This window comes from Vibrio sp. R11-SG3-ISO3-SZ (assembly GCF_059834345.1).
This window is the reverse complement of the sequence record NZ_JCBDGX010000100.1, coordinates 1-15,964: the sequence shown is the minus strand read 5'-3', so window position 1 is coordinate 15,964 and position 15,964 is coordinate 1. Positions and strand designations below refer to the sequence as shown.

At 50.6% G+C, this 15,964-nt stretch carries 13 protein-coding genes and 1 pseudogene; 5 read left to right on the top strand and 9 right to left on the bottom strand.

Annotated elements, in window-relative coordinates; translation table 11 throughout:
- Nucleotides 1–5 precede the first annotated feature (5 nt).
- Nucleotides 6–1,094 (bottom strand): 3-deoxy-7-phosphoheptulonate synthase, encoded by a 1,089-nt coding sequence (locus AC6R1O_RS12960; RefSeq protein WP_500632706.1) that lies wholly within the window; start codon nt 1,092–1,094, stop codon nt 6–8.
- 251 nt (nt 1,095–1,345) lie between these two features.
- Between AC6R1O_RS12960 and AC6R1O_RS12955 the strand changes: the two genes are divergently transcribed.
- Both AC6R1O_RS12955 and btsR read left to right on the top strand, forming a co-directional pair.
- Nucleotides 1,346–3,025 carry a LytS/YhcK type 5TM receptor domain-containing protein gene (locus AC6R1O_RS12955; RefSeq protein ID WP_500630089.1) on the top strand — a complete coding sequence of 560 codons (1,680 nt, stop codon included), beginning with the start codon at nt 1,346–1,348 and terminating at the stop codon, nt 3,023–3,025.
- A gap of 49 nt (nt 3,026–3,074) precedes the next feature.
- Nucleotides 3,075–3,788, top strand: coding sequence for a two-component system response regulator BtsR (gene btsR / locus AC6R1O_RS12950; RefSeq protein ID WP_487901865.1), 714 nt, complete (start codon nt 3,075–3,077; stop codon nt 3,786–3,788).
- Here btsR and nagZ read toward each other — a convergent pair.
- A pseudogene (gene nagZ, locus AC6R1O_RS12945) lies at nt 3,782–4,786 on the bottom strand (beta-N-acetylhexosaminidase); the annotation flags it as partial. The gene btsR and the pseudogene nagZ sit on opposite strands and share 7 nt — an antisense overlap.
- Before the next feature lie 86 nt (nt 4,787–4,872).
- On the opposite strand from nagZ, the gene AC6R1O_RS12940 reads away from it, so the two are divergent.
- Together AC6R1O_RS12940 and murQ are read left to right on the top strand one after the other, a co-directional pair.
- A complete protein-coding gene (locus tag AC6R1O_RS12940; protein ID WP_500632707.1) occupies nt 4,873–5,988 on the top strand; it encodes an anhydro-N-acetylmuramic acid kinase in 1,116 nt (371 codons plus the stop codon).
- Between the two features lie 7 nt (nt 5,989–5,995).
- Entirely contained in the window at nt 5,996–6,916 is a 921-nt protein-coding gene (gene murQ / locus AC6R1O_RS12935; protein WP_500632708.1) for an N-acetylmuramic acid 6-phosphate etherase, read from the top strand.
- Between the two features lie 85 nt (nt 6,917–7,001).
- On the opposite strand, the gene AC6R1O_RS12930 is transcribed toward murQ, so the two are convergent.
- Complete coding sequence (locus AC6R1O_RS12930; protein ID WP_487901928.1) at nt 7,002–7,358, bottom strand: DUF2799 domain-containing protein; 357 nt, start codon at nt 7,356–7,358, stop codon at nt 7,002–7,004.
- A 224-nt stretch (nt 7,359–7,582) separates the two neighbouring features.
- Here AC6R1O_RS12930 and AC6R1O_RS12925 point away from each other — a divergent pair, with 224 nt between their 5' ends.
- On the top strand, nt 7,583–9,067 hold the full coding sequence (locus AC6R1O_RS12925; protein WP_500627988.1) for a carbon starvation CstA family protein: 1,485 nt from the start codon (nt 7,583–7,585) through the stop codon (nt 9,065–9,067).
- A 117-nt stretch (nt 9,068–9,184) separates the two neighbouring features.
- On the opposite strand, the gene ispH is transcribed toward AC6R1O_RS12925, so the two are convergent.
- The 6 genes from ispH to murJ form a co-directional block, all read right to left on the bottom strand.
- Nucleotides 9,185–10,150: a 4-hydroxy-3-methylbut-2-enyl diphosphate reductase gene (ispH, locus tag AC6R1O_RS12920; protein WP_500632709.1), complete on the bottom strand. Its 966-nt coding sequence runs from the start codon at nt 10,148–10,150 to the stop codon at nt 9,185–9,187.
- Nucleotides 10,151–10,175: 25 nt separating this feature from the next.
- The gene (gene fkpB / locus AC6R1O_RS12915) at nt 10,176–10,607 is read right to left on the bottom strand and encodes an FKBP-type peptidyl-prolyl cis-trans isomerase (protein WP_500632710.1); all 432 of its coding nucleotides are present in this window, start codon (nt 10,605–10,607) and stop codon (nt 10,176–10,178) included.
- Between the two features lie 159 nt (nt 10,608–10,766).
- Nucleotides 10,767–11,273, bottom strand: coding sequence for a signal peptidase II (lspA, locus tag AC6R1O_RS12910; RefSeq protein ID WP_500632711.1), 507 nt, complete (start codon nt 11,271–11,273; stop codon nt 10,767–10,769).
- Nucleotides 11,274–11,337: 64 nt separating this feature from the next.
- On the bottom strand, nt 11,338–14,184 hold the full coding sequence (ileS, locus tag AC6R1O_RS12905) for an isoleucine--tRNA ligase (protein ID WP_500632712.1): 2,847 nt from the start codon (nt 14,182–14,184) through the stop codon (nt 11,338–11,340).
- A 64-nt stretch (nt 14,185–14,248) separates the two neighbouring features.
- Entirely contained in the window at nt 14,249–15,184 is a 936-nt protein-coding gene (ribF, locus tag AC6R1O_RS12900) for a bifunctional riboflavin kinase/FAD synthetase (protein ID WP_500632713.1), read from the bottom strand.
- A gap of 71 nt (nt 15,185–15,255) precedes the next feature.
- On the bottom strand, nt 15,256–15,964 hold a 709-nt coding region (murJ, locus tag AC6R1O_RS12895), incomplete at its 5' end, for a murein biosynthesis integral membrane protein MurJ (RefSeq protein ID WP_500657158.1).

The window sequence follows — 15,964 nt, the reverse complement described above, 5'->3', positions numbered from 1 at the left end:
CCTTTTTAACTTGCGAAGTATGACTTCGCTAAGCGGTCTTGTAGAAATGGAACCAGCTCTTTGTGAGCGTGACGTAATAGTGCCTCAGTTGCGTCCCAATTGATACACGCATCCGTGATAGAGACGCCGTATTTCATCTCACTTAGCGGGATGTCAGATGACTGGTTACCTTCATTTAGGTGACTTTCAATCATCAAACCAATAATTGACTTGTTGCCTTCACGAATTTGGTGAATCACATCTTCCGCCACCAGTGGTTGACGGCGGAAATCTTTGCGTGAGTTGGCGTGACTACAATCCACCATCAACGAGGCGTCAAGACCCACTTTTGCCATGTCTTGCTCACATTCCGTTACGGAGACAGAATCGTAATTGGTCTGTTTGCCGCCTCGTAAGATCACGTGACCATTCGGGTTACCTTGTGTGGTAAGCAGCGCCACTTGGCCTTCGCTGTTGATGCCCATAAAACGGTGGCTTGAAGAGGCCGCTTGCATCGCGTTAATGGCAGTAGACAGGCTGCCATCGGTACCGTTTTTAAAGCCAATCGGCATCGAAAGGCCACTGGCCATTTCACGGTGAGTTTGAGATTCCGTCGTGCGGGCACCGATCGCCGCCCAGCTGAAGGTATCAGCGAGGTACTGTGGGCTGATAGGGTCGAGCGCTTCAGTGGCCAGTGGAATCTCCATCTCTGCCAGTTCCACCAGCAGTTGACGACCTACATGTAGGCCATGTTCAATATCAAAAGAGCCGTCAAGATGCGGGTCATTGATCAAACCTTTCCAGCCGACGGTCGTGCGCGGCTTCTCAAAGTACACACGCATCACAATGTAGAGTTGATCGCTGAGTTGCTCATTGAGCTTTTTCAGTCGCTGCGCGTACTCTTTTGCGGCATCGACGTCGTGAATAGAACAAGGACCACACACCACCAATAGACGGTGATCTTTTTTATGGATAATGTTGGCAACGGTTTGACGAGACTCTTGAATAAAACGGCGCGCTTTGTCACTCAGCGGCAGCTTCTCTTTCAACTGCTCAGGGGTAATTAGGACCTGCTCGTCCGTAATATTGATATTACTTAACTCACTCTTTTTCATCTCGCTCACCGTACACTTAAGTTTACATTCATTCTTATTTGGGTGCTTATACAAAGCAATAACGACAAAATAACAGAGTAAAAAAAGAATGCAACCGTAAACAATAAAAAACACAAAGTGTAAATAATTATATACACTCATTACTTTCTGAACGGAGCGGTCATTCTAAATCAAGAATGCCTTTCCGCCTCGGCGATACCTTTCCGCTGGCTTACGATATACACTATACAAAAACAGACGTACGGTGTGTTATGGACCTGATCCTCTCTTTGCTGCAACAAATGTGTGTCTATCTTGTGTTGGCTTATATGCTCAGCAAGACACCCATTTTTCTTCCTTTACTTAGCATCTCAAGTCGGCTGAGCCACAAGGTCAGTGTCTACATTCTCTTCTCATTATTTTGCATTATGGGCACCTACTTTGGTCTACAAATCAATGATGCCATTGCGAACACGCGCGCCATTGGTGCGGTTATGGGGGGTCTGTTTGGCGGCCCTGTTGTTGGCTTTTTTGTCGGTCTCACAGGGGGGCTACACCGATATACGTTAGGTGGCTTTACCGATTTAGCTTGCGCGATCTCCACCACGGCGGAGGGGCTTATTGGTGGTCTTCTCCACACCTATTTGCTGCGTAAAGGTCGCGGAGAACAGCTTTTTAACGCCAGTGTGGTGTTTGCCATTACTTTGGTCGCCGAGGTAGTGCAGATGGTGATCATCTTGATTGTGGCGAAACCCTTTGATCAAGCTTACACACTCGTCTCGGCCATCGCTGCGCCTATGATCATCGCCAACTCGGTGGGGGCAGCCCTGTTTATGAGCATCCTTCACGACCGCAAAACCATCTTTGAGGAGTACTCGGCGACGTTTTCACGCCGAGCATTAAACATTGCCGAGCGCTCTGTCGGTATCCTCGCCTCCGGTTTTACCAGTCAGAACGCAGAAAAAATCGCCCGCATTGTTTATGAAGAGACCAACGTCGGCGCGGTGTCGATCACCGATAATGAAAAAATCCTCGCGTTTGTCGGTATTGGCGATGATCACCACAAACCGCAAACGCCGATCTCTTCACAAAGCACCTATGACGCCATCAACCAAAACAGCATCATCTATCTCGATGGCAGCGAGCGACCTTATCAATGCTCGCTCTCAACCACATGCAAACTGGGCAGCGCCTTGATCATCCCGTTGCGCTCTGGTGATAAGGTGATAGGCACGATTAAGCTCTATGAACCCAAACGCAAACTCTTCTCCACCATCAATATGACGATGGCAAAAGGGATCGCGCAGTTACTCTCCAGCCAGATCCTCTATGGCGATTACCAACAGAAACAGACTCTACTCTCGCAGGCGGAAATCAAACTGCTGCACGCTCAGGTCAATCCGCACTTTCTGTTTAATGCATTAAACACCATCAGTGCCGTTATCCGTCGCGATCCTGCCAAGGCGCGTGAACTGATTCAGCATTTGTCGCAGTTCTTTCGCAGTAACCTCAAGCAAAACATCGCCAGTGTGACACTCAAAGAGGAGCTCGCGCACGTCAACGCCTACCTAACGATAGAGAAAGCGCGCTTTGATGATAGGTTGGAAGTGGAAATCGACATTGACGACGCGTTACTCAATCTGCAAGTCCCCACCTTTACTTTGCAGCCTTTGGTGGAAAATGCGATCAAGCATGGTATCTCAAACTTGCTCGAGGGCGGGCATGTGCGGATATACAACGAAACAACGCCACAGGGCGAAAGGATTGTGGTGGAAGACAACGCCGGCAGTTATCAAGAACCCGAGCCAGGCCACCTAGGATTAGGGATGCAAATTGTCGATAAACGGCTCACCAGTAAATTTGGCCGTGGTTCAGCGCTCAATATTGAGGTAAAACCCAACCAATTAACACAAATGAGCTTTATCATACCTCGCCCTTTGAAGGTAGCGTAGAACCGATGCGGATTGATAAGTAATGCGGATTGATGAGTAAGGACGATACATGCTGACAGCACTAGTCATTGATGACGAGCGATTTGCCCGCGAAGAGCTGACCCAATTGCTTGAAGAAACGGAATGTGTGACCGTCATAGGTGAAGCAAGCAATGCCATTGAGGGGCTAAAGAAGATCAACCAATTGAGGCCAGATGTGGTCTTTCTCGACATTCAAATGCCGCAAATCACAGGGATTGAGCTTTTGAGCATGCTCGACCCCGACACCATGCCCAAGGTGGTATTTGTCACCGCGTATGATGAGTTTGCCATTCAAGCGTTTGAGGACAATGCGTTTGACTACTTACTCAAGCCGGTTGAGCCCTGTCGTTTGGGAAAAACCATCAAACGACTTAAACACACAGAGCCCCGCCCGCTCCCATCCGCTTTGGCGCCTGAGGCGCTGAGTCAAATTCCCTGTATCGGTTTGAACCGCATCGTGATCATCCCAACGCAAGAGGTCGAATTTGCTTACAGCGATATTTCGGGCGTCCATGTACAAACTCGGCATCAAAAAGCGACCTCTCAATTGACGTTAAAGGTGCTGGAAGAAAAAACCCCGCTGGTACGCTGCCATCGCCAGTTTCTCGTCAACTTGAAAACCATTAAGGAGATCAAGTTGCTCGAAAACGGCCTTGCGGAGATCTACACCGTTAGCGGTTACCCGATTCCAGTCAGCCGCCGCTATTTAAAAACACTCAAAGAGCGGCTCGGTTTTCACTGATCCAGCATGCGCTTCATGGCCTCGGAGGCTTGCTTCCACTCATCACTCCGGGTCAATTCGCTGAGCGTAAATCGCTGGGTTCTGAGTAGCGTGTGCGCCTTAGGCACTGCCTGAATGGTCAAGCCATCCAACACTTGCACTTGTGCATCGCGCTGATTGCACACCAAAACCATATCGCAACCCGCTTGAAGCGATTGCTGCGCGCGCTGTGCAGGACCACCCATGACCGCTGCACCTTCCATGGTCAAATCATCAGAAAAGACAATGCCATCAAAGCCCAGTTGCTGACGCAATACCTGCTGCAACCAATAACGTGAACCGCTGGCGGGCTGATCGTCATAATGAGGGTAGATCACGTGCGCCGGCATCATGGCATCCAATACTCCAGCGTCGATGTGCGCCTTAAAGACTTGCATATCGAGTTCAAAAATCGAACGGCGCTCATCAATCGGTGTTTCAAGATGAGAGTCAGCAATCACACCACCATGGCCTGGGAAGTGTTTGCCTGTCGTGGCCATACCTAGCGTCTTCATCCCCTGCATAAACGCTCGGCTATGACGAATGACGCTCTCCACATCGTCACCGAATGCCCGGTTACCAATCGCACGGCATTCATGCCCTTTATCCAGAACTGGCGCGAAACTTAAATCGATATCGTGCGCGATCAATTCAGCGGCCATCAGCCAGCCGCCCCAACGGGCCAGTTGCTCCCCATTCTTATGCTCGGCGTACGCTTGAGCGGGGGGAATGGAAGAGAACCCATCGCGAAAACGCTGTACGCGGCCCCCTTCTTGGTCCACGCCGATCAAGATAGGTCGTTTCGCCGCCTGTCGAATAGACGCGGTCAGCGCTTGTAACTGCTCGCTATCGTGATAATTGCGTGTGAACAGAATCACGCCCCCGACGGTGGGATGGCGCAAAATTTCTCGGTCTTCAGCGGTCAGTTCGTACCCCGCCACATCTAGCCATAATGGTCCCATGTCAATTGACTCCAGCCCATGGTATTTTTCTCTATGCTGCCGAGAGTATTAGGATTATTCTCGGTTTACAATGGAAAGCATGTCGGCGAAGCGAAAATTTGACCATGAGCGAAAAAGCGTTATATATCGGGATCATGTCAGGCACTAGCCTAGACGGTGTGGACTGTGCCCTTGTCGAGATTGATGACCAAAGTGTCACGCTGCGCGATGCACTCGACTACCCCTACCCTGACCATCTACGCCAAAAAGTGCTGGCGATGTGCCTTGGTCAGCCGACCCGATTAGACGAGATTGGCGCGCTCGACCATCAGTTAGGCCACCTTTATGCCGATGCAGCGCTGGCGCTCTTAGCGAAATCTGGCACTAAAGCCCGTGACATCGCTGCGATTGGCAATCACGGTCAAACCGTGTTTCATCAACCCAGCAGCCCGACTCCCTTTACCACCCAGCTCGGAGACGCCCATATCATTGCAGCCAAAACGGGTATCGACACAATCGCCGATTTTCGTCGAAAAGACATGGCGCTCGGTGGGCAAGGCGCGCCCTTGGTGCCGGCTTTTCACCAAGCCCTGTTTCCTGTGACAGATTCTAGCGTAGCGGTTCTCAACATCGGCGGCATCGCCAATATTTCGCTGCTTCGGCCAGGCAAACCCGTCATCGGTTACGATACCGGGCCGGGAAACATGTTGATGGATGCGTGGTGTGACAAACATCGCGGCGCCCCATTTGATAAAGACGCGCAATGGGCACAGCAAGGTCAGGTACATCCCCCTTTACTTGACGCTTTACTAACCGATCCCTACCTCACCCAACCTGCCCCGAAAAGTACCGGGCGAGAACATTACAACCTGCCTTGGCTGATGGCACAACTCACTCCTTTTTCACTGCCCACCGAAGACGTGCAGCGTACGTTGTGTGAGTTCACCGCCGTTAGCATTGCCAATGAAGTCACACGATACGCCGAAGGCCCCCATCCTGAGTTGCTGGTGTGCGGCGGCGGTGTTCGCAATCCGCTGTTGATGCGCAGACTGGCCGCCTTATTGCCACAATGGCAAGTGTGCTCCACAAGCGATAAAGGGGTCGACAGTGATAATATGGAAGCGATGGCGTTTGCTTGGCTAGCCTATCGCCGCCTATATGGATTACCGAGTAATTTACCCGATGTCACCGGTGCTCAGCGCTCAGCCTCGCTTGGCGTGATGTACTGGGCAGAAAAATAGGAACACTATGACTAACGATGCTTTGATTGCCGCCTTGTCTCATCTTGTGTCTGAAGGGCGCAACCCTGACACCATGGACATTGACCTGCAACCGTCGATTGAAATCGTCAAACGCTTAAACCAACAAGATAAGAGCGTACCGCTTGCCGTGGAGAAAGTGCTGCCCGAGGTGGCTCAAGCGGTCGACAAAATCGTCGAGGCGTTTCAAGTCGGCGGTCGACTGATTTATTTGGGCGCGGGTACCAGTGGCCGCCTTGGTGTGCTTGATGCCTCCGAATGCCCACCCACCTTTGGCGTATCGGATCAGATGGTGATCGGCTTAATTGCGGGCGGCCAAGACGCGATGTTTAAAGCCAAAGAAGGTGCGGAAGATGACCCGCAGCTTGGCGAGAGTGACTTGCAATCCCTCAACTTAACTCCAGATGATGTGGTGGTGGGCATTGCTGCCAGTGGTCGCACACCTTACGTCATTGGTGCACTGACCTACGCCAATGAGTTAGGCGCAACGACCGTTGCACTCTCTTGCAATCCTGACTCCCCCATCGCCGAGAGCGCAGAGATTGCGATAAGCCCAGTCGTGGGGCCAGAAGCGCTGACGGGTTCAACGCGGCTGAAATCCGGCACGGCGCAAAAGTTGGTGCTCAATATGCTGACCACCGCCAGTATGATCCGACTTGGAAAAAGCTATCAGAATTTGATGGTAGACGTAAAAGCCACCAACAAGAAGTTGCTAGCGCGAGCGACACGCATCGTCATGCAAGCGACAGATTGTGATAAAGCACAGGCCACAAGTACGCTCGAAGAGACCGAATTTGATGTCAAACTGGCCATTTTAATGATTCTAACTGGGCTGGGTATTGAAGAGGCTCGTGAGCAGTTGCATCACCAACAAGGCTTTCTGCGCGCGGCCGTCGAGAAACACCAGTAGCGCGCAGGGTTATTCAGTAAAGGATTATTGAATGTAAGAGTAAACTCGGTGCACTCGATCGTGGATGAGCCTTGCTTATCCATCATCAATTATTGTATTCGTCCCAGCCTCGCTTCCACTCCATGCGAAACTGCTGGGCAAACTCGGTGCCTTCACAGGCACCTTGGTAATATTGGCCTGATAATCCAATCTGGTAAGCAAAATTGGGGTTACAGTACTCTTGTACACCCTCGCCATAGCCTTGATCGTAATCGTGCTGTTTAACGACGCCCAAGCTAGACAGCTCTTTGAGCGTGCGTTGGCTATTCCCTCGCACACCATCTTGATAGCCGATTTCATACCAATCGCCCTGCTGGGCAAGCTGTTCCACAGACGCACTGCAACCAATGAGTAGCGCGATAGCACTGAATGAAGTGACACTGAAAAGCGTCGTCAGTCCGATTCTCACTCGATATCCTTTTTGATGATTGATTATTAGTAGCTAGACACACCTACTACACCACTAAAGCCGATAAATAGCCACTCCCGCCGCGAAAAAACCACTCATTACCCATACAGACCACTTAACTCACCAAACAACCACTGACCTAACCAGCACACGAAACTCGCCAAACAGCGGAGTAACATACAGGGTGTATCAATAAAACTAACACTAAGGAACGAGCTATGTTGTGGTTTTTAACCTGTGTCGCCGCACTCATCGGCGGGTACTTTATCTACGGCGCTTTCGTCGAAAAAGTATTCGGAATCAATGAAAAGCGTCAGACGCCTGCCCATACCAAAGCGGACGGTGTCGACTATGTGGCCATGTCCACACCTAAAGTTTATCTAGTCCAACTTCTTAATATCGCTGGTGTCGGCCCGATTTTTGGTCCGATCATGGGTGCGCTGTACGGCCCTGCTGCGATGCTGTGGATTGTCATCGGTTGTATCTTCGCCGGCGCTGTCCATGACTACTTCTCAGGTATGCTGTCGATTCGTAATGGCGGCGCTTCCGTACCGACGATTACCGGTCGCTACCTAGGTAATGGCGCCAAACATTTCATGAACATTTTTGCCATTGTCTTATTGCTGCTTGTAGGTGTGGTCTTCGTTTCTGCGCCAGCCGGTATGATCACCAATTTGATCAACGACCAAACAAGCCTCAGTGTCAGCATGACGACCATGGTGATTGCGATTTTCGCCTACTACATCATCGCGACTATCGTTCCAGTAGATAAGATCATTGGTCGTTTCTACCCGCTGTTCGGCGCGCTGCTTATCTTTATGTCTGTCGGCCTCATGACAGCAATCGCCTTCTCTAGCGAGCATACCGTCATGGGTGATTTCCAAGTCTCTGACATGCTTAGCAACCTCAACCCGAATGACATGCCGCTCTGGCCAGCACTGTTTATCACCATCGCATGTGGCGCTATTTCAGGTTTCCACGCCACTCAGTCACCACTGATGGCACGTTGTATGGAAAACGAGAAAAACGGTCGCTTTGTTTTCTACGGAGCCATGATCGGTGAAGGTGTGATTGCCCTCATCTGGTGTGCGATTGCGCTTTCATTCTTCGGTTCGCTAGAGTCACTGTCAGAAGCAGTGAAAAACGGTGGCCCAGGTAACGTTGTCTACAGCGCCTCTTTTGGTCTGCTTGGCGTCTTTGGTGGCATCATCGCCTTCCTAGGTGTGGTGATTCTGCCTATCACTTCCGGTGACACTGCGTTTCGTTCGAGCCGTCTGATCTTGGCTGAGTACTTCAACATGGAACAGAAAACACTGCGCAACCGCCTACTGATGGCCTTGCCTCTGTTCGTGATTGGTGGCGTGTTGACTCAAGTAGACTTCGGTATCATCTGGCGCTACTTCGGTTTTGCAAACCAAACCACTGCGGTGATGATGCTTTGGACAGCGTCGGCGTATCTGCTTCGTCACAACAAACTGCACTGGATTACCACAGTACCAGCGGTCTTCATGACCACGGTATGTGTCACCTTTATCTTAAACAACAGTACGCTAGGCTTTGGTCTGCCGATTCAAGTGTCTACCATTGCGGGTATCCTATTCGCACTGGCCGTGACCGTGTACGTGATTAAAACCTCAAAAGGAAAAGGGGAATCTGAGCTTGCGGATGAAGAAACGCCGCAAACCGTCACCAAGACTGCCTAATTCAATCCACCTTCGCTTCGCACTGCTGGCCTGAATGGCCAGCCAAAGAAAAGGCTCCCATTGGGAGCCTTAATTATTTTGCAGGTGATTTGATTAGCGCGAGAGCCGTCCGTTGCCTCAATCAACTTGTTTGATCTGCAACTCTTTCGGCACTTCAAAGAACATGTTCTCTTCACGGCCTTGGATCTCTTCGATCTCTTTTGCTCCGCCAAGGGCCTTAATCCGATCAAGGATTTGGTTCACTAACTCTTCAGGGGCTGATGCCCCAGCCGTGACACCGACTTTCGCTTTACCTTCTAACCATTGCGGCTGCACATCTTCAGGGCAATCGGTCAAGTAACCAGGGGTACCCAGCTTTTCCGCCAACTCTTTGAGGCGCGTGGAGTTCGAGGAGTTTTTCGAGCCGACAACAATCACCACATCCACATCTTGCGCCATTTCACGCACCGCATCTTGGCGGTTCTGGGTTGCGTAGCAGATGTCGTCTTTGCGCGGCCCTTGAATATCGGGAAACACGCGACGCAGCTCATCAATCACATCGGCGGTTTCATCCACCGATAAGGTGGTTTGGCTGACATAGTGAAGATGCGAAGGGTCTTTGACTTTCGCCTTCAACGCCATCACATCACTTGGGGTCTCAACTAGGTACATGCCCCCTGTTTGACTGGCATACTGGCCCATGGTGCCTTCCACTTCAGGGTGACCGGCGTGGCCGATGAGCACCACCTCCATGTTCTTGCGGCTAGCTCTCGCCACTTCCATATGGACTTTTGTCACCAAAGGACAGGTGGCATCAAACACAGTCAGAGCACGTTCTTTGGCCTCTTTGCGTACCGCTTGCGACACGCCGTGAGCGGAGAAGATGACGATGTTGTCGTCAGGCACTTCACTCAGTTCTTCAACGAAGACGGCCCCACGTTGCTTTAAGCCTTCAACCACAAATCGGTTGTGTACCACTTCATGGCGAACATAGATTGGCGGTTGATACATCTCCAATGCACGCTCAACTATGCTGATTGCGCGATCAACACCAGCACAAAAGCCACGGGGGTTCGCTAACAGAATTTTCATTTCATTGCTCATCGAGTCATCGTCTTCAATTGGGCGGTTATTCTACTGATAAAATTTCAACTTCAAAAGTCACATCTTGCCCAGCTAATGGGTGGTTGAAATCCACCGTGACGGAGTCGCCCGCGATTTCAGTGATAATGCCGGGGATTTCCATGCCATCAGGGCCTGAAAATGCCATGATTGTGCCCACTTCAACTTCGGCATCGCCGACGAATTTGGTTCGGTCCATGTGATGAATGTTATCTGGATTGGGTACGCCAAACGCATCGCTGGCGGCGAGCTCTATCGATTTACTGTCACCTTGCTTGAGGCCAAGCAAACATTGCTCAAAATTATCACTCAAACTGCCATCACCAATCACTAACTTGGCGGGCTTACCCATGTTGTGGGTACTGTCGGCAACAGATCCATCTTTCATCTTGATAGTAAAGTGCAGCGTTACTGCGCTGTCTTGGGCGATTGTCATCACGTTACGGCTTCCTTGTTATTGTCATTCTTCGGTCTCACTCTGCGACCACTTTTTCTCGTTTTGCGTCCAGTTTCTAGCTCTGCGTCCAGTTATAGTAAAAAGCGCCGTCCGAATCAACGGACGACGCCTAAGGTTATTGCTGTCACAGACCTTTACGACTCATGCTTGGCTCTTTTTGCTACGAAAACCGTCCAAAATGATCATCGCGGCGCCAATGCAAATGGCACTGTCTGCCAGGTTGAACGCAGGCCAATGGTAATTACCCCAGAAGAAATCGAGATAATCGACCACAAAGCCGTGGACTACACGATCAAAAACGTTCCCCACCGCGCCGCCAATAATCAGCGCGTAGGCGATGTTGTTCCACTTTTCGGTGCTCGGCAGTTTGCTCATCCAGTAGCTAAGTAGCCCCGTCACTATCACAGCGATCGCAGTAAAGAACCAGCGCTGCCAGCCAGCCTGATCACTCAAGAAACTGAATGCCGCGCCATAATTGTGAACGTAAAGAAGATTGAAGAAGGGTAAGACTTCGATACGATTTGCCCAGCCATACCCCATGTTATCCATCACCAACAACTTAATCGCAATGTCTGCGACAAAAATCACCAATGCCAACCACAGCCAACGTAGGCCAGATTGTTTTAATGTCAATACGTGCTCACTCATGCTCTTACCTAAAAACAGCCCCAGTGTATACTGGGGCTGTTTATTTGACTTAAAGTTCAATGAATTACGCGAATTTACGCGTTTCACCATCGCCTTCTACGTTGGAGACACAGCGACCACAAATGGCTTCGTGACCCGCAATCGTGCCCACGTCTGGCGTGTGGTGCCAACAGCGATCGCACTTCTTCGCATCAGTGGCATGCACTTCAACGAACAAACCGTCCAGCTCTGTTGCTTGCGCCGCATCGCTTTTCTCGCTCAGTGGTTTCACCACAGCAGCAGAGGTCAGGAGTACGAATCGAAGTTCATCTTCCAGCTTATTGATTTTCTCGGCTAACGCGTCGTCTGCGAACAAGGTGACTTCCGCTTGTAATGAGCCACCGATGGTTTTCTCTTTACGTGCATCTTCAAGCAGCTTGTTCACGCTACCACGAACGGCTTGAATGTCTGCCCAAAACGCGTTGTTGAGTTCTTCACCTTGTGCAAGACCAAACAGGCCATCAAACCATTCGCCGGTAAAGACGAACTTGTCGCGTGACTCACCGCTTGGCAAAGCACTTGGCATTTCATTCCAAATTTCATCGGCAGTGAATGACATGATCGGTGCCATCCAACGAACCAAGGCTTCGACGATGTAGTACAGCGCCGTCTGACAGCTGCGTTGAGCGTGACCACCACGTTTCGCCGTGTATTGACGGTCTTTAATCACGTCTAGGTAGAATGAACCCATCTCGATAGAACAGAACTGCATCAGACGCTGTGTCACCGCGTGCGTGTTGTACTCGCCGTACGCTTTGACAATCTCTTCTTGCGCCGCCAATGCGCGACCCACAGCCCAACGGTCCAGTGCCACCATCTCTTCTGCTGGCACAATGTCTGTCGCTGGGTTAAAGCCACTGAGGTTCGCTAAAAAGAAACGCGCGGTGTTACGAATACGACGGTAAGCATCCGCCGAGCGTTTTAGAATTTCGTCTGAAACCGCCACTTCACCTGTGTAATCTGTCGATGCGACCCACAGACGCAGAATATCTGCACCCAGTTTGTTGGTCACATCTTTCGGTGCCACAACGTTACCGATGGATTTCGACATTTTACGGCCTTGACCGTCAACCACGAAACCGTGCGTCAATACTTGTTTGTATGGCGCTTCGCCTTTCATCGCAATCGATGAAATCAGTGAAGACTGGAACCAACCACGGTGCTGGTCTGAACCTTCAAGGTAAAGGTCTGCACTGTTGCCGTTGTACTCTTCACGAGCATCAACCACTGAGTAGTGGGTGACACCAGAGTCGAACCATACGTCTAGCGTATCCAGTACTTTTTCGTAGTGATCGGCTTCTTCGCCAAGCAGTTCTGAAATCTCCAGATCCCACCAAGCCTGAATGCCTTTCTGTTCAACAAGCTGAGCGACTTTCTCAACCAGTTCAATCGTATTTGGATGAAGCTCTGCGGTCTCTTTATGTACAAACAGAGCAATAGGCACACCCCAAGTACGTTGACGAGAGATACACCACTCCGGACGACCTTCAATCATGCCTTCAATACGGCTTTGACCCCATTCTGGCATCCACTCAACACCCTTGATGGATTCCAGCGCCTTAGCACGCAGACCTGCTTGATCCATCGACACAAACCACTGTGGAGTCGCGCGGAAGATGATGGGCGTTTTATGACGCCAGCAGTGTGGGTAACTGTGCTCGTAAGCATGGTGATGAAGAAGTGCGCCTTTCTCTTTCAGCGTTTCCACCACGGCATCGTTCGCTTTGAAGACGTGTTGACCGGCAAAAAGCTCGGTATCCGGTAGGTAAACACCGTTTGACCCCACTGGGTTTGCCACTTCTAGGTTGTACTTGTTACCCACAGCGAAGTCTTCTTGACCGTGGCCAGGCGCAGTGTGTACCACACCCGTACCCGACTCAGTGGTCACGTGATCGCCAAGGATAGCTGGCACAGTGAAATCGTAGAACGGATGTTGGAATTGAGTCAGTTCAAGATCCGCACCTTTCGCAAAGCCTAGGTTGTGGAAATGCTCGATACCCGCACGGTCCATCACGTCTTTCGCCAATTCAGCAGCGACGATGATGCGCTCTTTTGTCTCACCTTCAACTTGAATAAGGACATACTCTAGATCATCACGTAGACACACCGCGCGGTTCGCCGGCAACGTCCACGGCGTGGTCGTCCAAATAACAATCGAAATCTCACCTTCGCCTTCGTGGCCTTCATTGAGGTTAAACTTCGACAGCAGTGCAGCTTCATCCGCCGCTTTAAAGCGCACGTCAATAGAAGGAGAGACTTTGTCTTTGTATTCCACTTCTGCTTCCGCGAGCGCACTGCCACAGTCTGTACACCAGTGAACCGGTTTAAAGCCTTTTAGCAGGTGGCCGTTGTCGGCAATCTTACCCAACGCGCGAATGATGTTTGCTTCTGTCGCAAAGTCCATGGTGCGGTATGGTTTGTCCCACTCACCCATGATGCCTAAGCGCTTAAAGCTCTCTTTTTGACCTTCTACTTGGCCCTGTGCGTATTGACGACACTTGTCACGGAACTCTGCCGCCGATACCTTTTGCCCAGGCTTACCCACTTTCTTTTCTACCATCAATTCAATAGGTAGACCGTGGCAGTCCCAGCCAGGGATATAAGGCGCATCGAAGCCGGAAAGCGTCTTCGATTTAATAATAATGTCTTTAAGAATCTTGTTTAGTGCGTGACCAATATGAATGTCACCGTTGGCGTATGGAGGGCCATCGTGTAGAACGAAAGATTTTTTGCCTTTCTTCGCTTTACGGATTTCACCGTAAAGGTCTTCTTTATACCAACGCTCGAGCATTTCTGGCTCACGGTTCGCCAGGTTGCCGCGCATTGGAAACCCTGTTTCAGGAAGGTTCAGGGTATCTTTATACTCACTCATCGATTCTTAATTCCGTTGTGTTGGGCGAAAGTTAGACATTAGGCCAAACGGTGGACTAAACCGTTTAGCGGTTATGCTGACGCAGCCACACCCTTGCTGCCTCAGCATCCAATTCAATTTGTTGTTTTAAAGCGTCGAATGACTCAAATTTATGCTCATTACGCAGCTTATGTAAAAGTACGATTTCTAGCTGTTTGCCATACAAGTTGGCTTGAAAGTCGAATAAATGCACTTCGAGTTGTTGCCGAACTCCGTTGACGGTCGGGCGATTGCCTATGTTGGCCACGCCGCCAATCGGCTGTGGGCCTAGACCTAGTGCCTCAACGACGTACACGCCAGAGACCGGCGATACGCAACGTTTCAAAGGGATATTTGCAGTAGGAAAACCTATCGTTCTTCCCAATTTTCGGCCGTGGGATACACGCCCACTAATACTGTAGTCACGTCCGAGCATCGTCGCGGCCAGCGCTAAGTCATCTTTTGCAAGCGCGTCACGAATCAAGGTGCTGCTGACACGGTCGGTTTGCAGACAAAAGCTTTGCGTACTCACCACTTCAAAACCGTGGATTTTACCCGCTTGTTTCAGCATCTCAAAGTTACCAAGACGGCCGCGACCGAAGCAAAAATCATCGCCCACGACCAGAAACTTAACACCCAAACGCTTGACCAACAAGTCGCTAATAAACTCGTCAGCCGTCAGGTTGGCAAACTCTTGATTAAAGTTCACGCATAGCAGTCGCTCAAGGCCCAATTTGCTTAACTGGACAAATTTGTCACGCAGACGCGTTAAACGCGCTGGCGCATTGTGCTTGGCAAACAACTCCAATGGTTGCGGATCAAAAGTCATCACGGTTGACGGCAAGCCTAGCATGCTCGCTTGTTGCGACACTTGACGCAGCACAGACTGGTGGCCTAAATGTACGCCGTCGAAGTTTCCTATCGTCAACACACACCCATAATGCTGGGCTTTGATGTTATGAATCCCTCGAATTAATTCCATTGGACGTTGATAAAACCTGTGTATTTGTGATTACTAAAGCGTGAAACTGACGGATTATATACTAATCCGCGTTACTCTGTCGCTGCTTTTAAATCTTTTGCTCGCACGCCCATCACCAGTAGTGACAATAGGTAAACCCCTGCGCCAAGACCGATTAACAACGCCAGTGACACCACTCTCTCACTAAGGCTCCACGCCAGCCACACCGACATGCTTTCCAGTTGTGAGCTTATCGCCGCGACCATCAAACCGCCGGCAACGATAAGCTTGCCAACAAACCACCACGTTCTACTGGTCAATTGATAGACCCCCGCGCGATGCAAGCCTCGGTAGAGCAGCGCCATATTGACAAACGCAGAGAGCGCGGTCGCCATAGCAAGACCCACATAACCATAAAACCAAGCAAAAATGGCGTTAAACACCATGTTGGAAACCATGGCGATGATGCCGTATTTGACCGGCGTTTTGGTATCTTGACGCGAGTAGTAACCAGGAGCTAACACCTTGATAAGCATAAAGTTCAGCAACCCTGAGGCATACGCCACCAGCGACAGCGAGGCAAACTGGACGTCTTGCGCTGAAAACTCACCGCGCATGAATAGCACCATCAGCATCGGTTTGGCCAGCACCATCAACCCTAGCATTGCCGGGATCCCAAGTAGCGTGACCATTCTTACCCCCCAATCCATGGTGTGGGCAAATCCTTCACGCTGCTCATCAACGTGCTTGCGAGATAGCGCCGGCAAAATAACGGTCGCAATGGCAATACCAAACAGGCCG